Here is a 25,786-nt window from a genome sequence, read left to right as displayed (position 1 = left end):
TGCCACCGAAATCTGACACATCGGGAATGGCCCACACAAGCGTTCACGGCAGCTGCCCGCGCCGGGGGCGGGGCCGTCACCGGCGCGGGTGGCCCGCGGGGGCCGTCAGGCGTTCAGATAGGCGAGGACCGCGAGTACGCGCCGGTTGCTGTCGCCGGACGGCGGGAGCATCAGCTTCACGAAGATGTTGGAGATGTGCTTGGCGGCGGCGCCCTCGCTGACGCAGAGGCGTTGCGCGATGGCGGTGTTGGAGCAGCCCTCGGCCATCAGTTCCAGGACGGTGCGCTCGCGGGCGGTGAGGGTGGCGAGCGGTTCGTCGCGGGAGTGGCTGGTCATGAGCTGGGCGACGACCGCGGGGTCCATGGCGGTCCCGCCGTCGGCGACGCGGCGCACGGCGCCGATGAACTGCTCGTCGTCGAAGACGCTGTCCTTGAGGAGATAGCCGATGCCGCCGGTGCCGTCCGCGAGGAGCTCGCGGGCGTACATCTGCTCCACGTGCTGGGACAGGACGAGGATGGGCAGGCCGGGGCGCTCCCTGCGGGCCTTGAGGGCCGCCTGGAGGCCTTCGGTCGTGAACGTCGGGGGTAACCGTACGTCCACGACGGCGATGTCGGGCTGGTGTTCGGTGATCGCTGCGGCCAGGTCCTCGCCGTTGTCGACGGCCGCGGCCACTTCGAAGTCGTAATCCTCCAGAAGCTGGATGAGCCCCTGCCTCAGGAGGAAGAGGTCTTCCGCGAGGACAACGCGCACGGTATCTCCATTTTCGTCACGGTGGGTCCGCCGGAGGGACTGTCGATCTCCAACGTCCCGTCAAAGGTTGCCAGGCGTCGGCGGATCCCCTCCAGTCCGCTCCCGGCCGAGCCGCAGGCGCCCCCCTTGCCGTCGTCGATGACCTGCGCGTACAGCACGCCGTCCGTGTACCGGGCGGTGATCTCGACGTGTTCCGCTTCGGCGTGCTTGAGCGCGTTGGTCAGCAGCTCCGACACGGAGAAGTAGACGGCGGACTCGACGGGCGGGGGCAGCGCCACGGGCAGGTCCGCGTCGACCGTGACGGGCAGCGGGCTCGCGATGCCCAGGGCCCGCACCGCGTCGGCGAGGCCGCGCTCGGCGAGGACCGGCGGGTGGATGCCGCGGACCAGGTCGCGCAGTTCGGTCAGGGCGAGCACGGAGGACGCGCGGGCCTCGCGCAGCAGCCGCCGTGCCTCGTCGATGTCGTGGCCCATCTTCCGGTCCACGGCGCCGAGTTTGAGGCCGAGGCCCACGAGCCTGGCCTGCGCGCCGTCGTGCAGGTCGCGTTCGATGCGGCGCAGTTCGGCGGCCTGGGTGTCCAGGGCGCCGGAGCGGGTCTCGGCCAGGTGGCGCACCCGGGAGGCCAGCCGGGTCCGTTCGGTGGGGCCGAGCAGGAAGCGGCAGAAGTACGCGTAGCCCTTGAGCACCACCGGTCCGACGAACAGCCAGGCGCCGAGCAGGCCCACCGCGATCGCCCCGGCCACCAGCGCCGCGGGCCAGGAGTCGATGACGACGAGGGCGTACATGCGGCCGTCGCCGTCCGCCGCGAGGGGCCGCCACAGGCCGCACGCGAGGGCGAGGCCCTCGCCCGCGTAGTAGAGGACCGCGGCCGGCAGGAACCCGACGAGCGCGCCGGCGGTGTTCAGGAGCAGCCACAGCAGGTCGCGCCAGGTGGCGGGGTCGGTGAGGATCCACTTGCAGCGGCGCATCCAGCCGACGATGTCCTTCTCGACCTCCTGCGGTTCCGGCTGGTACGGCGCCTCGATCGGTACTCCCGAGCGGGCGGCGGCGGCGCGGGTCAGGCCGGTCAGCCGACGGATCGCCCGCGTGAGGTAGGGCAGGGCGACGAAGCCGATGCCGATGAGGCAGAGGATCACGAAGTACGTCGTCGTCAGGAACAGCGCGAGCGACGCCGTCATGCCGACGGCGATCAGCGCGCCGACCGCCGTGTCGGACGCGGCGCGGCGGGCCAGGGCGCGCCACGGGACGGGCACGGATGTCATGCCGTCATGCTCCCATCGCGTGCGGTGTACAGGGAAAGCTGTGGTGTACGGGACATGAAAGGGCGGCCCCTGCCCGGGGGATGGCAGGGACCGCCCGGCTCGGGGAAGGCTCACGCGGCCTTCACGGTGTCCACCGCCGGCTCGCGCATGCCGCGCCACGAGGGCAGCAGGGTGGCGCCGAAGACCAGCAGCAGGGATCCGCCGACGATGGCGAGGTAGATGCCGATCGAACCGGAGGGCAGGAGCGAGTCGTTCTTGACGAGGCTGTACGGGACGATGGTCGTCGCGGAGGCCGCGGTGCCGAGCACGGTGGCGATGACGGCGATCAGGGCCCCCTCGACGCCGAGCATGCCGAGCACCTGGGCGCGGGTCGCGCCGGTCAGCCGCTGCAGGCCGAACTCCGCGCGCCGCTTGCGGGTCACCGCCACCAGGGTGTTGACGACGGTGATGGCCGCGTAGCCCACGATCATCGCGACGATCGTGTAGTTGGCGGAGACGAGGATCTGCTGGATCTGGTTGTTGCGTCCGGCGAGCGAGGAGCTGTCGTCGAGTTCGGTGCCGGGCACCCTGCCCGCCACGTCGGCGAGGCGGGCGTGCAGGCCCTCGGCGCCGGCCGCGGCCGTGACCAGGATCTGGTGCGGCAGGCCGTCGGTGGTGTGCGGGGCGAGGGTGCTGGCGGGCAGGACCAGGTACTGCTGCTTGGGGTTGTCCTCGAAGAGCGCGACGACGGTGGGGCGGGTGCGGAAGCCGTCGCCGAGGTGCATGGGCAGCCGGTCGCCGACCCGCACGCCGAACTCGTCGGCCTTCTTCTCCGAGAGGGCCACGGTGTCGCCCTTGAGGCCGGAGAGGCTGCCGACGGTGGTGCGCAGGTCGAGGGTCTTGGCCACGCCGTCGGCGCTGACTCCGCGCAGGTCGAGGTCGGCTCGGCCGTCGGGGGCGTCCACGAAGCCGCGGCTGGTGACGAGTTCGGAGGCGCCGGCCACCCCGGCGGTGGTGCGGACGGTGTCGACGACGTCGGGGGCGAAGCCGCCGGTGGTGGAGTCAAGGACGTAGTCGGCGAGGATGTTCGCGGTGTACGAGCGGGCCGAGACGTCGTCCTCGGTGGACTGCATGTAGAGCGTGCCGGTCGCGATGCCGATGAGCAGGACGATCGGGGCGATGGCGCCCGCCATGCGGACGTTGGCCGTGGTGGCGTTGCGCAGCGCGAGGGCGCCGGGCAGGCCGGACAGGGCGCGTACCGGCAGGCGCAGCAGCGCGATCATGGCCTTGGTGATGCCGGGGGCGAGCAGCGCGAGACCGATGCAGAAGAGCACGGAGGCGGGTCCCGCGGTGCTGGCGAGGGTCGGGCCGTCCTCCATGACGGTGGCGGTGGCCACGGCGAGGCCGATGCCGTTGGCGATGAAGAACAGGGCGAGCAGCAGCCTCGGGACGCTGAACCAGGTGGTGCCCACGGTGGATTCGGCGAGGGCGGCGACCGGCTCGGTGCGGGCGGCGCGGCGGCCCGCGAACCGGGTGGCGAGGGCCGCGGCGACGACGGTGGTGACGGCTCCGACGGCCATGGGCAGCCAGCCCGCGCGGTAGACGATCGCGTCGGACACCACGCCGCTGTCGCTGAGGACGCCGAACAGCAGCTTGCCGACGGCGTATCCGGGCGCGAGGGCGAGGGCCACCGAGGCGACCGACAGGACGGCGGTCTCGCACAGGATCATGCGGCGCAGCTGCCGGGAGGTGGCGCCGACCGCGCGCAGCAGCGCCATCTCCCGGGCCCGCTGCTGGAGCGAGAGGCCGAGCGTGGAGGCGACGCCGAACATCACGATGAGGACGACGGAGCTGCCGAAGATGGCCGCGAGGATGACGATGGTGCGCTGGCTGGAGAGGGTGCCGGGCAGTTCGGCCAGGCCGCGCCGCTCGCCGCTGAGGACGTCGACGCGGTCGCCGACCGCGGACCTCACCGCGGCGGCGAGGGCGGCCTCGTCCGTGCCGGGGGCGGCGATGACGCCGATGTTGTCGATCCGGCCGCCGGCGCCGGCCAGCGTGCGGGCCTCCTCGTCGGTGAAGAACACGGCCGCGTCGGGGTTGTGGTCGCCGCGCTGGGCGGCGACGCCGCTGACGCGGAACTTCTGGGTCGTGCCCCGTACCGCGACCTCGACCTCGGCGCCCGGCTTCGCGCCGAGGCGGTCGGCGAGCCGCTGGTCGAGGACGATCTCGCCGCCGGCGGCGGGGGACTCACCGGCGGCGAGGGTGTAGGGGGTGAGCTGGGCCCCGGACCAGCCGTGGCCGTAGGACTCCGACTCACCGGTGACGGGCTTGCCGTCCTTGAGGACCGCGGCGGGGAAGGAGACGTCGCCGACGGCCTTGCGTACGCCGTCGACGGCGGCGACCTTCGTCACCAGGCCCTGGTCGATGTGGTGACGTTCCGTCAGGGCGGTGCCGTCATAGGACTGCTGCCCGGTGACGACGACCGCGGCGCGGTCGAAGCGCTGCGGGTCGGCCTCCATGCGGGCGCCGGTCTCCATGAGGCCGCCGCAGCCGATGACGATCGCGGCGCCGAGGAACATGGCGAGGAACGTGGCGATGAAGCTGGTCCTGCGGAACTTCAGGGTGCGAAAGGCGAGGGACCACATCAGTACTGTCCCCCGGCCGCGGTCGGGGCGGGCTGCTGGGACTCGTCCTCCCAGGCGCCGAGCCGCGTCATGCGGGCGGCGACGGCGTCGGCGGTCGGCCGGTGCAGCTCGCCGACGAACGTGCCGTCGGCGAGGAAGACGACGCGGTCGGCGTAGGAGGCGGCGACCGGGTCGTGCGTGACCATCACCAGGGTCTGGCCCGCGTGGGTGACCGACTCGCGCAGCAGGGCGAGGACGGCCGCGGCGGTGCGGGTGTCCAGGGCGCCGGTGGGCTCGTCGGCGAAGACGACGGCGGGGCGGGTGACCAGGGCGCGGGCGATGGCGACGCGCTGCTGCTGGCCGCCGGAGAGCTGGCTCGGCAGGTGGTCGAGGCGTTCGGCGAGGCCCACGCGCCGCACCACGTTCTGGACGAGGGCCTTGTCGGGTCGGGCGCCGGCCAGCTGCAGCGGCAGCAGGATGTTCTGCCGCACGGTCAGCGAGGGCAGCAGGTTGAACGACTGGAAGATGAAGCCGATGCGGTCGCGCCGCATCCTGGTCAGCCGGACGTCGTCCAGACCCGCGAGGTCGGTGCCGCCGACGGTGACGGTGCCGGAGGTGGGCTGGACCAGACCCGCGGCGCAGTGCAGGAAGGTGCTCTTGCCCGAACCTGACGGGCCCATCACGGCAGTGAAGGTGCCGGAGGCGAAGCTCATGGTGAAGTCCCTGAGCGCAGCCACCTCGTTGTCCCCACGGCCGTAGATCTTCGAGACGGCGTCCAGCCGTACGGCCTGTGCCTGTCGGGTGTTGTCTGTTGTGTGCACTCGGGCTCCCCGGAAATGAGTCGCGCTGCGGCGCGGTGTCGAGATCAACGTTAGAAGTGGACGGTGCGTCGGCACATTGGCCTTAGCAGGTGGATCCGAGGTAGAACTTTCTCTACCCAGCCGCCGGAGGAAGGTGCCGAGTCGCCGCCGAAGGGGCTGTCAAGGGGGAGAAAACTTCCGCCGCATACGACGGCTGGCACCACCCCAAGAAGTATTGTCAGGGCCATTTTCGAACGCCTTTCCGGCGGGTAGCGTCGGGCCATCGAGCACGACGCGGAGGGGAACGCACAATATGAGGCCTGAAGAGGTCGCCCACATGGCCGCAGCAATTGACCGGGGGCACGGCGGACGCGGGATCAGACCACTCGCGGAGCAGCGAAGTTCCTGCGCGCCACTTACAAGTCGGGCCATACGCAGGGGAGTTGAGGGCGCACGGGGCAGGTGGGAAGGGTCGCGTCACCATGGGGAATGAGCCGAACGCGGTTCCCCGGGTGCTGCCCGACGGATTCCTCGAACTCATCTCGCCGCACACCGGAAAGAGACACCGGTGCGGCCCGACGGGCACGATGATGTGGCTTGCCCTGCGGCGCGTGAATTGGGATCCGGAGCAGGCATCGCTGGAAATCGCCGGTCAATTGGAGGTCGATCCGGCCGGAATTCGCTGTGACGTCGACGCATGGCTGGCGCATTTTCGTTCCGCCACCGGATGAATGTCCCGTGGGGCGCCTGTGCCATTGTGCGGCGCCCCACGGGACATTCTCCTCACCCTGCGGTCCGCTCAGCCGGCGCCGCCGCCGACGAGCCATTCCTCCACCGCGCCCGCGGTGGTGTCGGCGGCGTCCTCCAGGATCGTGAAGTGGGTGCCCGGCACCTCGGCGAGGACGTGGTCCCCGGCCCAGGCGGCACGCCAGTCCCCCGTTCCGGCCCCCGAGGCGAACGACTCCTCGGGCCGCACGAACAGCACCGGGGCGCTGAGCACGCCGGGCATGCAGTCGCCGATGAGGTCGCTGTAGCGGCTCATCGCGGCGAGACGGGCCGTGGAGAATCCGCCCAGGGACGACTCACGGGCCAGCATGCCGTCGAACATCTGCCGCCACAGCTCGTCCTTGCCGTCGTCGCCGGGCAAGTAGGTGTCCAGCAGGGCGAGTCCGGCGGCCGGGGTGCCGGCCTTCTCCAGGACCTCGGCCGCGGCGTGGGCGAACTGGCCCCCGGAGGAGTAGCCGAGGAGGACGAAGGGCCGCCCGTCGGCCGAGGCCGCTCGGATGCCCTCGACGACCACGTCGACCGCCGCCTCCACCGTGCGGGGCAGCGGCTCGCCCGGCAGGAAGCCGGGGACGGCGGGCACGAGGACGTCGCGGCGGCCCCGGAAGCGGGCGGCGAACCGCGCGTACTGGTGGGCACCGCCCAGCGCCATCGGCGAGGGCAGACAGATCAGCCGGGGCGAGGCGTCGCCGGTGGCGAGGCGGACCGGCGCGGGCACCTCGCCCAGTTCCTCCAGGGTGGCGAAGCCCGGCAGGATGTCGGCCACGGTCTTCAGCAGTTCGATGCCCTTGGCCATCCTCCCCTCGCCCGCCGCGCGGCGCAGCAGCCCGCCGATCGACTCGGGGTCGGGACCTCCGTCCGGCGCCCCGGCCCGGCCGCCGTGCGCCAGCTCCTCGCGCACATGCGCGGCGAGGGCGAGCGGCGTGCGGTGGTCGAAGACGGCGGCGGCTCCCAGGCGCAGGCCGAGGGCGCCTTCCAGGGCGGCGCGCAGTTCGGCCGCGGACACCGAGTCCATGCCGACCTCCAGGAAGGCGGCGTCGGGCTCGACGGCCTCGGGCCCCTCGTGGCCGAGGACGGCGGCGGCCTGGGCCCGCACCACGTCGGTGAGCAGGGCTTCCTGCTCCGTGGCCGAGAGGCCGGCGAGGCGGGCGGCGAGCGGCTCCGCTGCCGCGCCGGACGGCTCGTCGACGACGGGCTCCGGCGCGGGCGCCGATGCCGTGACGGCCTGGCCCGGGGTGAGGGCGACGTCGGCGTTCAGCCAGTGACGGCGGCGCTGGAACGCGTACGTGGGCAGCTCCGTGCGGTCCGTGCCGGGGAAGAGCTCGCGCCAGTCCGGCGACAGCCCGTCGGTGTGGAGCCGGGCGAGGCCGGTCAGCAGGGTGGCGGTCTCGGCGCCCTGCCGCCGCCCGAGGGCGGTGAACGTCGCCGTGCCCCCGTCCGCGTCGACACAGTCGCGGGCCATGCCGGTCAGTACGGCATCGGGGCCGAGCTCCACGAAGCGGCCGACGCCGGCTCCGGTGAGGGTGCGGACGGCGTCGGCGAAGCGGACGGTGCCGCGCACGTGACGTACCCAGTACGCGGGATCGCGTACGAGAGCGGACTCCGCCACCGCCCCCGTGAGCGTGGACACCAGCGGAATGACCGGCTCGTGGAACGTCAGGCCCTCGGCGACGGCACGGAACTCGTCGAGCATGGGGTCCATCAACGGCGAGTGGAACGCGTGCGAGACCGACAGCCGCTTGCTCTTCTCGAACCGCGCCGCCACCTCCTCGACCGCATCCGCCTCGCCCGACACCACCACCGAACGCGGCCCGTTCACCGCGGCGAGACCGACACGATCGCCCAGGAACGGACGTACGTCCTCCTCGCTCGCCTGCAGTGCCACCATCGCCCCGCCCTGCGGCAACGCCTGCATGAGACGGCCGCGGGCGGCGACCAGCGCGCAGGCGTCCGGCAGATCGAGCACGCCCGCGACATGTGCCGCCGCGAGTTCGCCGACGGAGTGTCCCGCGAGCTGGTCGGGACGTATGCCCCACGACTCCAGGAGCCGGAACAGCGCCACCTCGAAGGCGAACAGGCCGGTCTGGGCGTACTGCGTCCGATGCACCGCGTCCGGGTCGTCCCCGGACAGCAACGCCGTCAGGTTCAGGCCGAGTTCGGCGTCGATCGCGTCAAAGGCCTCAGCGAAGACCGGGTGGTGCGCGCGCAGTTCGAGACCCATGCCGAGCCGTTGGGCGCCCTGTCCGGTGAAGAGGAACGCGGTACGGGTCCCGGTGCGGGCCCGGCCGGTGACGACGGCCGGTGAGGCGTCCCCGGCGGCGAGCGCGCGCAGGCCGTCCAGGAGTTGTGCGCGGTCGGCACCGGTGACGGCGGCGCGGTGCCCGAAGGCCGCGCGACGCACTCCCAACTCCCGTGCCACGACGGCGGGATCGAGACCGGGCCTCGCCTCGACGAAGGCGCGCAACCGCTCGGCCTGCGCGGGCAGCGCCTGCGGGGAGCGGGCGGACAGGGGCCAGAGCAGGACGGGCACGGCCTTCCGTGGCTCGATCGTCCGGTCCGCCGCCTCCTCGGGCCGCTCCGGCGCGTCCTCGGGCGACTCCGACGCGTCCGCGGGGGCCTCCTCCACGATCACGTGGGCGTTCGTGCCGCTGATGCCGAACGAGGAGATGCCCGCGCGGCGCGGGTGGTCCGCGCTCGGCCAGGGGCGGGAGTCGGTCAGGAGGCGTACGGTTCCGGACGACCAGTCGACCTTCGTGGACGGTTCGCCCGCGTGCAGGGTCGCGGGCAGCACTCCGTGGCGCATCGCCATGACCGTCTTGATGACGCCCGCGACACCGGCGGCGGCCTGCGTGTGCCCGATGTTGGACTTGACGGAGCCGAGCCAGAGCGGGGCGTCCGCCGGGCGCTCGCTGCCGTAGGTGGCGAGCAGCGCCTGGGCCTCGATGGGGTCGCCGAGGGTGGTGCCGGTGCCGTGCGCCTCGACCAGGTCCACGTCCGCGCCCGAGAGCCGCGCGGCGGTCAACGCCGCCCGGATGACGCGCTGTTGGGACGGGCCGTTGGGCGCGGTCAGCCCGTTGGAGGCGCCGTCGGAGTTGACGGCCGAGCCGCGGATCACGGCGAGCACCTCGTGGCCGTTGCGCCGCGCGTCCGAGAGGCGCTCCAGGACGAGGACGCCGAGACCTTCGGCGAACCCCGTGCCGTTCGCGTCCTCGGCGAAGGCCCGGCACCGGCCGTCCGGCGAGAGGGCGCCCTGCCTGCTGAACTCCACGTAGGTGCCGGGCGAGGCCATCACCGTCACTCCCCCGGCCAGGGCGAGCGTCGACTCGCCCTGGCGCAGCGACTGGGCCGCGAGGTGCAGGGTGACCAGCGACGAGGAGCAGGCGGTGTCGACGGTGAGGGTCGGGCCCTCCAGGCCGAGGGTGTAGGCGACGCGGCCCGAGACGATGCTCCCGGAGCCGAAGCTGCCGAAGTAGTCGTGGTACATCAGCCCCGCGAACACACCGGTGCGGCTGCCGCGCAGGGACTCCGGGTCGATGCCCGCGCTCTCCAGCGCCTCCCAGGACCCTTCGAGCAGCAGCCGCTGCTGAGGGTCCATCAGGGGCGCCTCGCGCGGGCTGATGCCGAAGAAGGCGGCGTCGAAGTCGCCCGCGTCGTGCAGGAATCCGCCCTCGCGGGTGTAGGAGCGGCCCGCCTTGCCGGGCTCCGGGTCGTAGAGGTCCGGGTCCCAGCCGCGGTCGTCGGGGAACGCGCCGACGCCGTCCCCGCCGCGCGCGACCAGCTCCCACAGTTCCTGCGGCGAGCGGACGCCGCCCGGATAGCGGCACGCCATGCCGACGATCGCGATCGGTTCGCGCGCCGTCGCGGTCAGGGCGCGGGTGCGCTCCCGCAGCCGGTCGATCTCCTTGAGCGAGGCGCGCAGCGCCTCGACCATTCGGGCGTCCTGGCCCCCGGACGCGGCACTTCGGTCCGCGGTGCTTCCTGACACGGCGCTGTCCGCCATGCTCCCCCTCCTCGTCACAGGGTTATTCGTCGCAGAGGTCGTCACGGGGCCCGTCACAGGGCGTCGTCCTCGCCGACGAGGTCGTCGAGCGCCATGCTGATCAGGCTCTCCGCGTCCATCGCGTCGATCGACGCGCGGCTCTCCGTGCCGTCGGCGGCCGGCTCGTCCGCGGCGCGCAGTCCGGCCAGTTCCAGCAGCCCGTCCAGCAGGCCCGCCTCGCGCAGCCGCGCCATCGGAATGGCCGTCAGGGCGCGCCGGACGGCGGCCTCCTCGGTGTCCGCCGCACCACGCCCGCGCGGGGTCAGCTCCGTTGCGAGATGACCGGCGAGCGCGGCCGGGTTGGGGTGGTCGAAGATGAGCGTGGCGGGCAGGCGCAGCCCGGTCAGTTCGTTGAGCCGGTTGCGGAACTCGACGGCGGTCAGCGAGTCGAAGCCCAACTCGCTGAAGGCCGGGCCCGGTTCGACGTCCTCGATGCCGAGCACCCGGCCCGCCTCGCCGCGCACCAGGTCCAGCAGCCGCTGGGTGCGCTCCGCCTCGTCGAGCGGGGACAGCTCGCGCCGCAGCGCCGTCGACGCGGCGGCCGGGGCCGTCCCGGTGGCCCGGCGCGGGGACCGGACCAGGCCGCGCAGCAGCGGCGGGACCCGGCCGGACGCGCCGAGGGCCGCGAGGTCGAGGCGGACCGGCATGAGGACCGCCTCCGGGCGCCCCACGGCGGTGTCGAACAGGCCGAGCGCGGTCTCCTCGTCGAGGGCGAGCACCCCGCCGGACGCCATCCGGCGGCCGTCGGCGTCGTCGAGCCGGTCGGCCATGCCGCCGCTGCCCGCCCAGGCGCCCCAGGACAGCGACACGGCGGGCAGGCCGAGGGACCTGCGGTGGGCGGCGAGGCCGTCGAGGAAGGCGTTGGCGGCGGCGTACGAGGACTGGCCGGGACTGCCGAGCAGGCCGGCGGCCGACGAGAACAGGACGAACGCCGACAGGTCCAGGTCCGCGGTCAGTTCGTGCAGGTTCCAGGCGGCGTCCAGCTTCGGCCGCAGCACGCCGTCGAGCCGCTCGGGCGTCAGCGAGGTGAGCATACCGTCGTCGAGGACGCCCGCGGTGTGCACCACCGCCGAGACCGGGTGCGCGGCCAGGACGTCCGCCAGTCGGCGGCGGTCGGCGGCGTCGCAGGCGACCACGGTCACCTCGGCGCCGAGCGCGGTCAGTTCGGCGCGCAGGTCCGCCGCGCCGGGCGCGTCGGGCCCGCTGCGGCTGAGCAGCACCAGACGCGGCGCGCCGTGCGCCGTGACGAGGTGGCGGGCGACGGCGCGGCCGAGGGCGCCGGTGCCGCCGGTGACGAGGACGCCGCCGCTCCAGTCGGCCGGTGCGTGGTCGGCCGAGCGGGGCGCGCGCACCAGTTTCGGCGCGCTCGACGTGCCGTCGCGGAGCACCAGTTGGTGGGCGCCGGAGGCGACGGCGGAGGGCAGCGCCCTGCGGGACGCCTCGGAGGTGTCGAGGTCGGCCAGCACGATACGGTCCGGGTGTTCGGACTGCGCGGCGCGGAGCAGGCCCCAGGCGGTGGCGCCGCCGAGGTCGGTGACGTCCTGGTGGGCGGGTCCGGCCGCGCCGCGGGTCGCCACGACGAGCGTGCTGTCGGCGAACCGCTCGTCGGCCAGCCAGGCCTGGGTCCGGTCCAGCAGGGTGTGCGTGGCCGTACGGACCCCGTCGGGGGTGTTGTCGCCGGTGTGGACGAGGACGACGGTGTCCGGGGCGGTGTCGGCGGCCGACGTGAGGTCGGCGGCGACGGTCACCTCCGCGACCTCGTCGGCCAGCGCGTCGGCCAGCGCGTCGGCGTCGGGGCCCAGCACGGTCCAGCGGCCGGCCTGCGGGGCGCCGTCGCCGGTGAGCGGCGCCCAGTCGAGGGCGTACAGGGAGTCGACGCCTCCGGACGCGGCGGCGGCGATGCGTTCGGGGCTGACCTCGCGCAGGGCGAGCGAGGCCACCCGCACCACGGGCTCGCCCGCGTCGTCGGCGGCGTCGAGGGTGATGCCCTCGGTGCCGTGCGGGGCGATGCGGACGCGCAGCGCGGTCGCGCCCGCGGCGTGCAGGGCGACGCCGCTCCAGGCGAACGGCAGCGCCATGCGCTCCTCGGCGCCCGCGCGCAGCCCCACGGCGTGCAGGGCGGCGTCGAACAGCGCCGGGTGCAGGCCGAGGCGGCCGGTGGTGTCGCCGGTGTCCACGGTGACCTCGGCGTACACCTCGTCGCCCAGGCGCCAGGCGGCCCGCAGCCCTTGGAAGCGGGGGCCGTACTGGGCGCCGAGTTCCGCGAGGCGTGCGTAGTGGCCCTCGACGTCGACGGGTTCGGCGCCGGCCGGCGGCCAGGCGGTCAGGTCGTGCCCGCCGTCCTCGGCGCCGGGGCGCAGGACGCCGGTGGCGTGCGTGGTCCACGGGTCGCCGTCGGCCGCGGCGGAGTACACGCCGTCGGCCGCGGCGGAGTACACGTGGAAGTCGCGCGCGCCCGACGCGTCGGGTTCGCCGACGGTGCACTGGAGGCGTACGGCGCCCTCCTCGGGCAGCACCAGCGGTTCGGCGATGGTCAGTTCGTCGACGGTGCCGCAGTCGAGACGGGCTCCGGCGGCCAGGGCCATCTCGACGAACGCGGTGCCCGGCAGCAGCGGCACCCCGCCGACGGCGTGATCGGCGAGCCAGGGGTGGTCGGCGAGCGAGAGGTGGCCGGTGTACAGGGTGCCGTCGGCCCCGGCGAGTTCCACGGCGGTGCCGAGCAGCGGGTGGTCGAGGGCGGCGCGGGCGCCGGTGACGTCGGCGTTCACCCAGTGGCGGGTGCGCTGGAAGGCGTACGTCGGCAGGTCGGAGCCGTCGCGGTGGGGCAGCAGCGCCGTCCAGTCGACGGCGCCGCCGTGGACGTGCAGGGCGGCGAGGCCGCCGAGCAGCGCGGCGGTCTCCTCGCGGTCCTTGCGCAGCAGCGCGACGGCGGCGGCGTCGCCGCGCAGGGTCTCGGCGGTCGCGGCGGTCAGCGCGCTGCCGGGACCGGCCTCGGCGAACCGGCGTACGCCCAGGTCCTCCAGGGCGGCGACGGCGTCGGCGAACCGGACGGCCTCGCGGGCGTGCCGTACCCAGTACTCGGCCGTGGACAGCTCCCGCGCGGCGGCCTGGGCGCCGGTGAGGGTGGAGACGAGCGGGATGCGCAGCGGTCCGTACGTCAGGGACTCGGCGATCTCGCGGAACTCCTGGAGCATCGGCTCCATCAGGGCCGAGTGGAAGGCGTGGCTGACGGCGAGTTCCTTGGTGCGCGCGAAGCGGGCCGCGAGGGCGCGGGCGGGCTCGGCGCGGCCGGAGACGACCACGGCGTCGGGGCCGTTGACGGCGGCGATGCCGACGCCGTCGGTGAGCAGCGACGCGACCTCGTCCTCGCCCGCCTTGACGGCGATCATCACGCCGCCCTCGGGCAGCGCCTGCATGAGCCGGCCGCGCGCGGCGATCAGCGTGCAGGCGTCCGCCAGGGTGAGGACGCCCGCGACGTGGGCGGCGGCGAACTCGCCGACGGAGTGGCCCGCCAGCACGTCGGGCCGTACGCCGAGGGATTCCAGGAGCCGGTACAGCGCCACCTCGACGGCGAACAGCGCGGGCTGGGTGTACTCGGTGCGCTCCAACAGCGCAGCGTCACCGAGGACTTCGGCGAGCGGGCGGTCCAGGAGCGGGTCAAGGTGGGTGCGTACGTCGTCCAGGGCCTCGGCGAAGACCGGGAACGCCTCGGCGAGCCGCGTGCCCATGCCCGGCAGCTGCGAGCCCTGCCCGGAGAAGAGGAAGGCGAGCTTCCCGTCGGTGGCGGTGCCGGTGGTGCCGTCGGGCGGCGTGGTGCCGTCGGCGACCGCCCGTACGCCCTCGATCAGCGCGTCCAGGTCTTCGCCGAGCACGGCGGCGCGGTGCGGGAGCGCGGTGCGGGCCGTGGCCAGGGCGCCGGCGACGCGGTGCGGGTCGGTGTCCCCTGCGGTGGCCAGATGGTCGAGGAGCCGGGCGGCCTGGGCGCGCAGCGCCTGCGGGGTGTGGCCGGACAGCAGCCAGGGCACGGGCGTCGACTCCGGTGCTACGGGGGCCTCTTCCGGCAGCTCCGCCGGAGCCGCCTCGATGACCACGTGCGCGTTGGTGCCGGAGATGCCGAAGGAGGAGACGCCCGCGCGGCGCGGGTGGCCGGGGTCGGGCCAGGCGCGGGACTCGGTGAGGAGGCGTACGTTGCCGCCCTCCCACGCCACGTGCCGCGACGGCGCGTCGACGCCGAGGGTGGCGGGCAGGGTCTCGTTCCGGATGGCCTGCACCATCTTGATGACGCCCGCGACACCGGCGGCGGCCTGGGTGTGGCCGAGGTTGGACTTGACCGAGCCGAGCCACAGCGGGCGCTCCTCGGTGTGGTCGGCGCCGTAGGTGGCGATGAGCGCCTGGGCCTCGATGGGGTCGCCGAGGGTGGTGCCGGTGCCGTGTGCCTCGACCACGTCGACCTCGGCCGCTGACACGGCGGCCGACTCCAGGGCGCGGCGGATGACGCGCTGCTGGGCGGGGCCGTTGGGGGCGGTGATGCCGTTGGACGCGCCGTCCTGGTTGACGGCGGTGCCGCGCAGCACGGCCAGGATGTGGTGGCCGTTGCGCCGGGCGTCCGAGAGCCGCTCCAGCAGGAGGACTCCCGCGCCCTCGCCGAAGCCGGTGCCGTCGGCGCCGTCGGCGAAGGGGCGGCAGCGGCCGTCGCGGGACAGACCGCGGTGGCGGCTGAACTCCACGAAGGTGCCCGGCGTCGCCATGACGGTGACGCCGCCGGCGAGCGCCAGGGAGCAGTCGCCCTGGCGCAGCGACTGGGCGGCCAGGTGCAGCGCGACCAGCGAGGAGGAGCAGGCGGTGTCCACGGACAGGGTGGGGCCCTCCAGGCCCAGCGTGTAGGCGACGCGTCCGGAGACCACGCTGCCGGAGCCGAAGCTGCCGAAGTAGTCGTGGTACATCACTCCGGCGAAGACCCCGGTGTCGGAGCCGCGCAGGGTGGCCGGGTCGATGGAGGCGCGCTCCAGGGCCTCCCAGGAGGTCTCCAGGAGGAGCCGCTGCTGGGGGTCGGTGACCTCGGCCTCCTCGCCGTCCATGCCGAAGAAGGCGGGGTCGAAGTCGGCGGCGTCGTGGAGGAAGGCGCCGTGGCGGGTGTAGCTGGTGCCGGGCCGGTCCAGGGTCGGGTCGTAGAGCGTCTCGACGTCCCAGCCGCGGTCGGCGGGGAAGTCGCCGATGGCGTCGCGGCCTTCGGCGACGAGCCGCCACAGGTCCTCGGGCGAGGCGATGTCGCCGGGGAAGCGGCAGCCCATGCCGATGATGGCGATGGGCTCGTCGTCGGCGGCGGCGCGGCGGGTCGTGGTGCGGGCCGTGGCCGCGGGGGCGCCGAGGCCGTCGGAGAGCTCGCCGTGCAGGAAGCGGGCGAGCGCGGCGGGCGTGGGGTGGTCGAAGACCAGGGTCGCGGGCAGCCGCAGACCGGTGGCGGCGCTGAGGCCGTTGCGGAGCTCGACGGCGGCCAGCGAGTCGAATCCCAGCTCGCGGAACGGCAGCGAACTCCCCACGTCCTGAGCCGACTTGTAGCCGAGGAGCGCGGCGACCCGGCTCTGCACCAGTTCGGTGAGGAACGGCTCCCGCTCGATCTCCAGGAGGGCGGCGAGCCGGTCGCGCAGCGCGTCGGCGCCGCCGGCCGCGGCGCCCTGCGCGGCCGCGCTGCCGCGCTGGACGGGGACAAGGGAGCGGAACAGGGGGGCGAGCGCGGGCCCTTGGGCGCGCAGCCCGGCGGGGTCCAGCCGCACCGGCAGGACCGCCGGGTCGCCGCCGCGCAGGGCCGCGTCGAAGAGGGCGAGGCCCTCCTCGGTCTCCAGCGGTGCGACACCGCCGCGCGCGATGCGGGACCTGTCGGTCTCGTCGAGGGTGCCGGTCATGCCGCTCGCCTGCGCCCACAGGCCCCATGCCAGGGAGTGCGCGGGCAGCCCGGCCGTCCGCCGGTGGGCGGCGAGGGCGTCGAGGTAGGCGTTGGCGGCGGCGTAGTTGCCCTGGCCCGGGGAGCCGAGGGTGGCGGCGGCCGAGGAGAACAGGACGAACGCCGACAGGTCCAGGTCCGCGGTCAGTTCGTGCAGATGCCAGGCGGCGTCGACCTTGGGCCGGAACACCGTGTCGATCCGCTCGGGCGTGAGCGAGGACAGCACGCCGTCGGCGAGGACGCCGGCCGCGTGGACCACTGCGGTCAGCGGCCGGTCGGCCGGGACGGCGTCCAGGACGGCGGCGAGCGCGGCACGGTCGGCGACGTCGCAGGCGACGCCGGTGACCTCGGCACCCGACGCGCGCAGTTCCGAGACGAGTTCGTCGCTGATGCCGGAGCGGCTGACGAGCAGCAGGTGCCGGGCGTGTCCCTCGGTGGCGAGGTGGCGGGCGATGACACCGCCGAGCGCGCCGCTCGCGCCGGTGAGCAGGACGGTGCCGTCGCCGAGGACGGGGGCTTCTTCAGAGGCCGCTGTGGCGTCGGCCGCCTCCGTCCGCGCCAGGCGCGGCACGCGCCACGCGCCCTCGCGGTACGCCACGTGCGGTTCACCGATCGCGACGGCCTCGGCGAGCAGGTCCTCGCCGAGGTCGCCCTCGGCCTCGACCAGGACGACGCGCCCCGGGTTCTCCGTCTGGGCCGAGCGCACCAGACCGCCCGCCGCCGCGCCCGCCGGATCGGTGCCGGTGACCACGACGAGGGTGATGTCGGCGAGCCGGTCGTCGGCCAGGTGGGTACGGAGGGCGTCGAGTACGCCGGTGACGGCGGCGCGCACCTCGGCGGCGCTCGCCCCGCCGGACGCGTGGAGCACCTCCAGGGGCGGTACGGCGGCCTCGGCCGGGGCGGGCGCGGGCGCCCAGTCGACGCGGTACAGCGCCCCGGCGCGGGCCGAACGCGCGGCGGCGGCCAGCGCCTCGGCGCGCAGGGGCCGCAGGACGAGGGAGTCGACGGCGGCGACGGGGGCGCCGGCCGGGTCGGCGAGCGTCAGGGACACGGTGCCCTCGCCGGTGGGCCGCACGCGGACGCGCAGCGCGGTCGCGCCGGTGGCGTGCAGCCGCACCCCGGACCAGGCGAACGGCAGCAGCGCCTCGTCGGCGGCCGCCTCGGTGAGGCCGACGGTGTGCAGGGCCGCGTCGGACAGGGCGGGGTGCAGGGCGAAGCCCTCGGGCGCCGCGTCCGTGGCGATCTCGGCGTACACCTCGTCGCCGTCGCGCCAGGCGGCCCGCAGCCCCTGGAACAGCGGGCCGTAGCCGAGGCCGAGGTCGGCCAGCTCGTCGTACAGGCCGTCCAGCCCCACCGGTTCGGCGCCGGGCGGCGGCCAGGCCGTGAGGGAGTCCGCGGCGGCCGGGAGCGTGCCCGTCGGGGCGAGCAGTCCGTCGGCGTGCCGGGTCCAGGGGAGGTCCTGGTCGGGTTCCTCCGGCCGCGACCACACGCTGACCGGCCTGGTCTCCGGCCCGGACGCGGCTTCGGGCGCGCCGACGACGACCTGGAGCTGTACGGCGCCGTGCTCGGGCAGGACGAGCGGTGCCTGGAGCGTGAGCTCCACGACGTCGCCGCAGCCGACCTGGTCGCCCGCGCGCAGGGCGAGTTCGAGGTGCCCGGTGCCGGGGAAGAGCAGCTGTCCGCCGACCCGGTGGTCGTTCAGCCACGGGTGGGTGCCCGCGGCGAGCCGGCCGGTGAGGGCCACTCCCCCGCCGTCGGCGCGCGCCATCGCGGCGCCCAGCAGGGCGTGTTCGGTGGGGGCGAGTCCCGCGCCGGTGACGTCGGCGCCGCCCCCGGTGCTGTCAAGCCAGTACCGCTCGTGCTGGAAGGCGTACGGGGGCAGCGGGACGCGGCGCGGGCCGCGGCCCTCGCACACGGCGTCCCAGTCGACGTGCACGCCGTGCGTGAACGCCTCGCCGAGCGCGGTGAGGAACCGCTCGCGCCCGCCGTCGTCGCGGCGCAGCGAGCCGATGGCGGCCACCCGGTCGTCGGTCTCCTGGATGCCGACGGTCAGCACGGGGTGCGGGCTGGACTCGACGAACAGGTTGTGCCCGTCGCCGACGGCGGCCCGCACGGCCTCCTCGAAGAGGACGGTGCCGCGCAGATTGGTGTACCAGTACTGGGCGCCCAGTTCGGCGGTGTCGACGAGGCCGCCGGTGACGGTGGAGTAGAACGGCACGTCGGCGGTGCGCGGCCGGATCCCGTCGAGTACGTCGAGGAGCTGCTCGCGGATGGACTCCACGTGCGCGCTGTGCGAGGCGTAGTCGACGGGCAGCAGCTTGGCGCGGACCTCCCCGGCGCGCAGCTGCGCGTGGAACTCCTTGAGGGCGTCGGCGTCACCGGAGACCACCGTGGAGGCGGCGCCGTTGACGGCGGCGACGGACAGCCGCCCGTCCCACGCGGCGAGGCGTTCGCGTACGGCGTCGGCGCCCTCGCCCACCGACATCATGCCGCCCCCGCCGGACAGGTCACGGGCGATGGCCTGCGAGCGCAGGGTGACGATGCGGGCGCCGTCGGCCAGGGAGAGCGCGCCGGCCGCGCAGGCCGCGGCGATCTCGCCCTGGGAGTGGCCGATGACGGCGGACGGGGTGACCCCGGCGGCGGTCCAGGCGTGCGCCAGGGAGACCATGACGGCCCACAGCAGCGGCTGGACGACGTCGACGCGGTCGAGGGAGCCGCGCAGCTCGGTCTGGAAGTCCCAGTCGGTGTACGGCGCGACGGCCTCGGCGCACTCGGCCATGCGGGCGGCGAACGCCGGTGAGGAGTCGAGGAGTTCGGTGGCCATGCCGGACCACTGGGAGCCCTGGCCGGGGAAGACGAAGACCGGTCGGGCGCGGCCCGCGGCGGTGCCCTCGACGAGTCCGGCGGCGGTGGTGCCCGCGGCAAGGGCGGCGAGGGCGCCGCGCAGGTCCGCGGTGTCGGCGCCGGTGAGCGCGGCGCGCTGGGCGAAGCGGGCGCGGCCGGTGGCGAGCGACCAGCCGACGTCGGACGGGTCGAGGTGGGGGTGGGCGTCGAGGTGGGCGAGAAGCGCCTCGGCCTGACCGGCAAGCGCGGCCGGTGTCTTGGCGGTGAGCAGCCAGGGGACGGCGAGTCCGCCCTCGGCGGCGGACGCCGGCGCGGGGCTCTCGGCGGACGCCGTTGCCGGGCGTCCGGCGGGGGCCTGTTCGATGATGGCGTGGGCGTTGGTGCCGCTGATCCCGAACGAGGAGACACCGGCCCGGCGCGGACGCCCCGCCTCGGGCCAGGGCCTTTCCTCGGTCAGCACGCGCACCTCGCCCGCCGACCAGTCCACCTTCGTCGACGGCTCGTCCACGTGCAGCGTGCGCGGCAGCACACCCTCACGCATCGCCATCACCATCTTGATGACACCCGCCACACCGGCGGCGGCCTGCGTATGACCGATGTTCGACTTGATCGAACCCAGCCACAGCGGCGAACCCCCCGACCGCTCCTGCCCATACGTGTTCAACAGCGCCTGCGCCTCGATCGGATCACCGAGCGTCGTACCCGTACCGTGCGCCTCCACCACATCCACATCAGCCGCCGACAACCGCGCAGCCGCCAACGCCTGCTCGATCACCCGCTCCTGCGACGGACCGTTCGGCGCCGTCAGACCATTCGACGCACCGTCCTGATTCACGGCGGTACCCCGCACCACCGCCAACACCTCATGCCCGTTGCGCCGCGCGTCCGACAACCGCTCCACGACCAGGACGCCGACGCCCTCGCCCCACACCGTGCCGCCCGCCGCGTCGGCGAAGGCCCGGGTGCGGGCGTCGGGGGCCAGCGCGCCCTGGCGGCTGAACTCGATGAACGTCTCCGGGGTCGCCATCACCGCGACGCCGCCGACCAGGGCGAGCGTGGACTCGCCCTGTCGCAGCGACTGACCGGCCAGGTGCAGCGCGACCAGCGAGGAGGAGCAGGCGGTGTCGACGGACAGCGAGGGGCCCTCCAGGCCCAGCGTGTAGGCGACGCGGCCGGAGATGATGCTGCCGGAGCCGAAGCTGCCGAAGTAGTCGTGGTACTGCACGCCCGTGAACACGCCGGTGCGGCTGCCCTTGAGCGTGCCGGGGTCGATGCCCGCGCTCTCCAGCGCCTCCCAGGAGGCCTCCAGCACGAGCCGCTGCTGCGGGTCGGTGACGAGGGCTTCCTTGGGGCTGATGCCGAAGAACGCGGCGTCGAAGTCCCCTGCCCCGCGCAGGAATCCGCCCTCGCCGACGTACGACGTGTCGGGGCGCTGCCGGGTGGGGTCGACGACGCGGTCGACGTCCCAGCCGCGGTCGTCGGGGAACGGTCCGATGGCGTCGGTGCCGTCGGCGACGAGCCGCCACAGGTCCTGCGGGGTGCGTACGCCGCCCGGGTAGCGGCAGGCCATGCCGACGATCGCGAGGGGCTCGTCGGCCGGGGCGGTCCGCACGGCGCGGCGGGTGCGCCGGGCGCCCGTGCCCGCGGCGTCGACCCGGTCCGCGAGGAACGCCGCGAGGGCGCCCGGCGAGGGATGGTCGAAGATCAGCGTGGCGGGCAGTCGCAGGCCCGTCTCGGCGGTCAGGGCGTTGCGCAGCTCGATCGCGGCGAGCGAGTCGAAGCCGAGGTCCTTGAAGGCGCGGTCGGCCTCGATCGCCTCCGGGTCGGGGTAGGCGAGGACGGCCGCGATCTGGACGCGGACGGTGCCCAGCAGCGCCTCGGCGCGCTCCTGTGCGCCGAGGGACGCCATGCGTTCGGCGAAGCCGGGCCCCGCGCCCTCGCCGGCGGCCTCGCGGCGCACGGTGCGCCCGACCAGGGCGCGGAAGATCGGGGCGAGCGCGGCGCCCTGGGCGCGCAGCGCGGGCAGGCCGAGGCGGACGGGCGCGACGACGGGGCGGCCGGTGCGGGCCGCCGCGTCGAACAGGGCGGTGCCTTCCGCGGCGGTCAGGTCGGTCATGCCGCCGCGGGACATGCGGGCGCGGTCGCCGTCGTCGAGGGTGGCGACCATGCCGCCGTCGAGCGCGGCCCAGGGCCCCCAGGCCAGGGACAGGGCGGGGGCGCCCTGGGCGTGGCGGTGGGCCGCGAGGGCGTCCAGGACGGCGTTGGCGGCGGCGTAGTTGCCCTGGCCGGGCGCGCCGACGGTGCCGGCGACGGAGGAGAAGAGGACGAACGCCTTCAGGCCCGGGTGCGCGGCCAGTTCATGGAGGTTGAGGGCGCCTTCGGCCTTGGGCCGCAGGACCGCGTCGAGGCGTTCGGGCGTCAGCGAGGAGACCACGCCGTCGTCGAGGACGCCCGCCGCGTGGACGACGGCGGTCAGCGGGTGTGCGGCGGGGATCGCGGCCAGGACGGCGGCCAGCGCGTCGCGGTCGGCGACGTCGCAGGCGTACGCGGTGGCGCTCGCGCCCAGCTCCGCGAGCTCGGCGATCAGCGCGTCGGCGGCGCCGCTCCGGCTGAGCAGGGCGAGGTGGCGTACGCCGTGGGTGCTCACCAGGTGGCGGGCGAGGACGGGGCCGAGGCCTCCGGTGGCGCCGGTCAGCAGGACGGTGCCGTCGGGGTCGAGGTCCAGCGCGGGGGCGTCGGGGGCGGCCTCGGCGCGCACCAGGCGGGCGGCGTGGGCGGCGCCGTCGCGCACGGCGACCTGCGGCTCGCCGGTGGCGAGGACGGCGAGGGCCGACGCGTCGGCGTCCGCACCGGGTTCGAGGTCGAGGAGCACGAAACGGTCGGGGTTCTCCGACTGCGCCGAGCGGACCAGGCCCCATACGGCGGCGCCCGCGAGGTCGGGCACGTCCTCGCCGGTGACGCTCGTCGCGCCGCGGGTGACGACGACCAAGGGGCGCGGGTCGTCCTCCTGGAGGGCGGCCAGCGCGGTGTGTGTGGCGGCGCGCACGGCGTCGGGGGTGGTGCCGGGCGCGCTCTCCAGGAGGCGGTGGTCGGTGTCGGGCGCGGTGTCGTCCAGCGGCAGCGGGTGCCAGCCGACGGTGTAGAGCGCGTCGGCGCTCTCGTCGCGCCCGGCCCGCAGGTTGGTCAGCGGCCGGGAGGCCAGCGAGGCGACGGTGGCGACGGGCGCGCCGGTGGCGTCGGCGAGGTCGACGGCGAACACGTCGGGGGCCACCGGCACCAGGCGCACGCGGAGCACGGCGGCGCCCACCGCGTGCAGGGTGACTCCTTCGAAGAGGAACGGCAGGCGCGCGGTGTCGTCGGCGGAGCCGTCGCCGAGCAGGGCCAGGGCGTGCAGCGCGGCGTCGAACGCGGCGGGGTGCAGACCGAAGCGGGCCGCGTCGGCGGCGGGCCGCTCGGGCAGGCGGACCTCGGCGAACAGTTCGTCGCCGCGCCGCCAGGCGGCGTGCAGGCCCTGGAAGACGGGGCCGTAGTCGAGGCCGCCCGCGGCGTGGCGCGCGTAGAGCCCCGCCGTGTCGAGCTCCTCGGCGTCCTGCGGCGGCCAGGCGGTGAGGTGGGTGCCGACGGCGGCCGGGGGCGGCGCGAGCAGACCGGAGGCGTGCAGGGTCCAGGGCTCGTCGGCGGGCAGGTTCTCGGCGCGGGCGTACACGTGGACGGTGCGGGCGCCGGAGGTGTCGGGGGCGCCGACGGCGACCTGGACGCGCACGCCCTCGCCGTCGGGCAGCACCAGGGGCACTTCCAGGGCGAGTTCCTCGATGTGGCCGCAGCCGACCTGGTCCCCGGCCCGGACGGCGAGCTCGACCATGGCGGTGCCGGGCACCACGACGGCCCCGCCGACGACGTGGTCGGCGAGCCAGGGGTGGGTGCGGGTGGAGAGGCGGCCGGTGAGCACGGCGCCGTCGGTGTCGGCGAGGACGGTGGCCGCGCCGAGCAGCGGGTGGTCGGCGGAGTCGAGGCCCGCGGCGCCGACGTCGCCGGCGGCGGTGGACTGCTCGGGCCAGAAGCGTTCGCGGCGGAACGCGGTGGTGGGCAGGTCGACCGTGCGGGCGCCGGTGAACAGCGCCGTCCAGTCGAGCGGGGCGCCCGCGACGTACAGCTGCGCGAGCGCGGTCAGGAGGGTCTCGGTCTCGGGGCGTTCGCGGCGCGTGGCGGCGGCGAGGACGGCGTCGGTGCCGTCGCCCTCGACGCACTCGCGGGCCATCGCGGTCAGCACGGCGTCCGGGCCGATCTCCAGGAAGCGGGTGACGCCCTCGGCCCGCAGGGTACGGACGCCGTCGTGGAAGCGGACGGCGTCGCGGACGTGCCGTACCCAGTACTCGGGGGTGGCGAGGTCCGTCCCGGCGAGGGCGCCGGTGACGTTCGAGACGACGGGCAGGGTCGCCCGGTGGTAGGTCAGGCCCTCGGCCACGCGTCGGAACTCGTCGAGCATCGGCTCCATGAGCGGCGAGTGGAAGGCGTGCGAGACGGTGAGGCGGCGGGTCTTGCCGAAGTGGGCGGCGAGCGCCTCGGCCTCGGCGGCGTCGCCGGAGACGACGACGGAGTGCGGGCCGTTGACGGCGGCGATGCCGATGCCCTCGGTGAGCAGGGGCAGCACCTCGTCCTCGGCGGCGCGCACGGAGATCATGGCGCCGCCCTCGGGCAGCGCCTGCATGAGCCGGCCGCGCGCGGCGACCAGCGCGGTGGCGTCGGCGAGGTCGAGGACGCCGGCGACGTGCGCGGCGGCGATCTCGCCGATGGAGTGGCCCGCGAGGTGGTCGGGGGTCAGGCCCCAGGACTCCACCAGGCGGTAGAGGGCGACCTCGAAGGCGAACAGCGCGGTCTGGGTGTGCTCGGTGCGGGCCAGCGGCGCGGGGTCCGTGCCGAACACGGTCGCGCGCAGGCCCTCGCCGAAGTGGCCGCAGACCTCGTCGAAGGCGCGGGCGAAGACAGGGAACGTCTCGTACAACTCCGCGCCCATGCCGGGGCGTTGGGAGCCCTGGCCGGTGAAGAGGAAGGCGGTCAGGCCCTTGACGGTGCGACCCCGTACGACGCCGGGCGCGCCGTCGGCGACCTGCGCGAGGCCCGCGAGCAGTGCCTCGCGGTCGGCGCCGAGGACGACGGAGCGGTACTGGTGGGCGGTCCTGGTCGCCGCGAGCGAGTGGGCCACGTCGGCCGGGTCCAGGTCGCCGACGGCGTCCGCGAGGCGCGCGGCCTGCTCGCGCAGCGCCTGTTCGGTGCGGCCCGAGACCGGCCAGGGCAGCAGCGGGGGCGCCGTGCGGGGCTCGGGGACGGCGGGGGCGGGGGCGGCGCCGTCCTCGGCGGGCTCCTCGGCGCTCTCCTCGGCCGGGGCCTGCTCGACGATGGTGTGCGCGTTGGTGCCGCTGGCACCGAAGGAGGACACGGCGGCGCGGCGCGGTCTGCCCGGCTCGGACCAGGGCCGGTTCTCCGTCAGGAGGCGTACGTTGCCCGCGGTCCAGTCGACCTTGGTGGAGGGCTCGTCGACGTGCAGGGTCCGCGGCAGGACGCCGTGGCGCAGGGCCATGACGACCTTGATGATCCCGGCGACGCCGGCGGCGGCCTGGGTGTGCCCGATGTTGGACTTGACCGAGCCGAGCCACAGCGGGGCGTCCTCGGGCCGGTCCTGGCCGTAGGTCGCGAGCAGGGCCTGCGCCTCGATGGGGTCGCCGAGGGTGGTGCCGGTGCCGTGCGCCTCGACGAGGTCGACGTCGGCGGAGGTCAGTCCGGCGCCGGTCAACGCTGCCCGGATGACCCGCTGTTGGGAGGGTCCGTTCGGCGCGGTGAGGCCGTTGGAGGCGCCGTCCTGGTTGACGGCGGAGCCGCGGACGACGGCGAGGACCTCGTGGCCGTTGCGGCGGGCGTCCGAGAGGCGCTCCAGGAGCAGCATGCCCGCGCCCTCGCCCCACCCGGTGCCGTCGGCGGCGTCGGCGAAGGACTTGCAGCGCCCGTCCAGGGCCAGACCGCGCTGGCGGCTGAACGCGACGAACGAGCCGGGCGTCGACATCACCGTCGCGCCGCCCGCGAGCGCGAGCGTGCACTCCTTGGCCCGCAGCGCCTGCACGGCCAGGTGGACCGCGACCAGCGCCGAGGAGCACGCGGTGTCGATGGTGACCGCGGGCCCCTCGATGCCCAGGGTGTAGGAGATGCGGCCGGAGATCACCGCGGCGAGCGCGCCGGTGCCGAGCGCCGCCTCGGTGTCCTGGTCCATCCGGGCCAGCAGGTCCCGGTAGTCCTGTCCGTTGGTGCCCGCGAACACCCCGACCCGGCCGCCGTGCACCGAGTCAGGGGCGATCCGGGCGCGTTCCAGGGCCTCCCACGACACTTCGAGCAGCAGCCGCTGCTGCGGGTCCATCGCGACCGCCTCGCGCGGGCTGACGCCGAAGAACTCCGGCTCGAAGTCGCCCGCTTCGTACAGGAATCCCCCGCGCTTGACGTACGTCTTGCCGGCGGCGTCCGGGTCCGGGTCGTAGAGCCCGTCGACGTCCCAGCCGCGGTCGTCGGGGAAGTCACCGATGGCGTCGGTGCCGTCGTGGACGAGCCGCCAGAGCTCCTCGGGGGTGCTCACGCCGCCGGGGAAGCGGCAGCTCATCCCGACGATCGCGATCGGTTCCCGGTCCTGGGTCTCGACCTCGCGCAGCCGCTGCCGGGTCTGGTGCAGATCGGCGGAGACCCGCTTGAGGTAGGAGAGGAGCTTTTCGTCGTTCGTCATC

The 25,786-nt window shown here is 75.0% G+C and carries 7 protein-coding genes; 1 reads left to right on the top strand and 6 read right to left on the bottom strand.

Annotation, left to right across the window (positions count from 1 at the left end; translation table 11 throughout):
- Positions 1–105 precede the first annotated feature (105 nt).
- From AB0L89_RS16230 to AB0L89_RS16215, 4 genes are all read right to left on the bottom strand, one after another.
- Entirely contained in the window at positions 106–750 is a 645-nt protein-coding gene (locus AB0L89_RS16230; RefSeq protein WP_365140740.1) for a response regulator transcription factor, read from the bottom strand.
- Complete coding sequence (locus AB0L89_RS16225; RefSeq protein ID WP_365140737.1) at positions 714–2,012, bottom strand: sensor domain-containing protein; 1,299 nt, start codon at positions 2,010–2,012, stop codon at positions 714–716. Before AB0L89_RS16225 ends, AB0L89_RS16230 begins: the two co-directional genes overlap by 37 nt.
- A gap of 110 nt (positions 2,013–2,122) precedes the next feature.
- Positions 2,123–4,636, bottom strand: coding sequence for an FtsX-like permease family protein (locus AB0L89_RS16220; protein WP_365140734.1), 2,514 nt, complete (start codon positions 4,634–4,636; stop codon positions 2,123–2,125).
- Complete coding sequence (locus AB0L89_RS16215; protein ID WP_365140731.1) at positions 4,636–5,436, bottom strand: ABC transporter ATP-binding protein; 801 nt, start codon at positions 5,434–5,436, stop codon at positions 4,636–4,638. The genes AB0L89_RS16220 and AB0L89_RS16215 overlap by 1 nt, the downstream gene beginning before the upstream one ends.
- A 461-nt stretch (positions 5,437–5,897) precedes the next feature.
- On the opposite strand from AB0L89_RS16215, the gene AB0L89_RS16210 reads away from it, so the two are divergent.
- Complete coding sequence (locus AB0L89_RS16210; RefSeq protein ID WP_365140728.1) at positions 5,898–6,146, top strand: hypothetical protein; 249 nt, start codon at positions 5,898–5,900, stop codon at positions 6,144–6,146.
- Between the two features lie 68 nt (positions 6,147–6,214).
- On the opposite strand, the gene AB0L89_RS16205 is transcribed toward AB0L89_RS16210, so the two are convergent.
- Both AB0L89_RS16205 and AB0L89_RS16200 read right to left on the bottom strand, forming a co-directional pair.
- Positions 6,215–10,183, bottom strand: coding sequence for a beta-ketoacyl synthase N-terminal-like domain-containing protein (locus tag AB0L89_RS16205; RefSeq protein ID WP_365141077.1), 3,969 nt, complete (start codon positions 10,181–10,183; stop codon positions 6,215–6,217).
- 68 nt (positions 10,184–10,251) lie between these two features.
- Positions 10,252–25,785, bottom strand: a complete 15,534-nt coding sequence (locus tag AB0L89_RS16200; protein ID WP_365140725.1) for a type I polyketide synthase — start codon at positions 25,783–25,785, stop codon at positions 10,252–10,254.
- Position 25,786 lies beyond the last annotated feature (1 nt).

Origin of the sequence: Streptomyces sp. NPDC052114 (assembly GCF_040680155.1) — a bacterium.
GTDB lineage: Bacteria > Actinomycetota > Actinomycetes > Streptomycetales > Streptomycetaceae > Streptomyces.
The sequence above is the reverse complement of the archived record's forward strand: the minus strand, read 5'-3'. Positions and strand labels throughout refer to the sequence as shown.

What these genes read in the sequence shown, in the direction of transcription:
- AB0L89_RS16210 (WP_365140728.1), top strand. Translation starts at nt 5,898, where the DNA reads ATGGGGAATGAGCCGAACGCGGTTCCCCGGGTGCTGCCCGACGGATTC.
- AB0L89_RS16200 (WP_365140725.1), bottom strand. Translation starts at nt 25,785, where the DNA reads ATGACGAACGACGAAAAGCTCCTCTCCTACCTCAAGCGGGTCTCCGCC.
- AB0L89_RS16220 (WP_365140734.1), bottom strand. Translation starts at nt 4,636, where the DNA reads ATGTGGTCCCTCGCCTTTCGCACCCTGAAGTTCCGCAGGACCAGCTTC.
- AB0L89_RS16225 (WP_365140737.1), bottom strand. Translation starts at nt 2,012, where the DNA reads ATGACATCCGTGCCCGTCCCGTGGCGCGCCCTGGCCCGCCGCGCCGCG.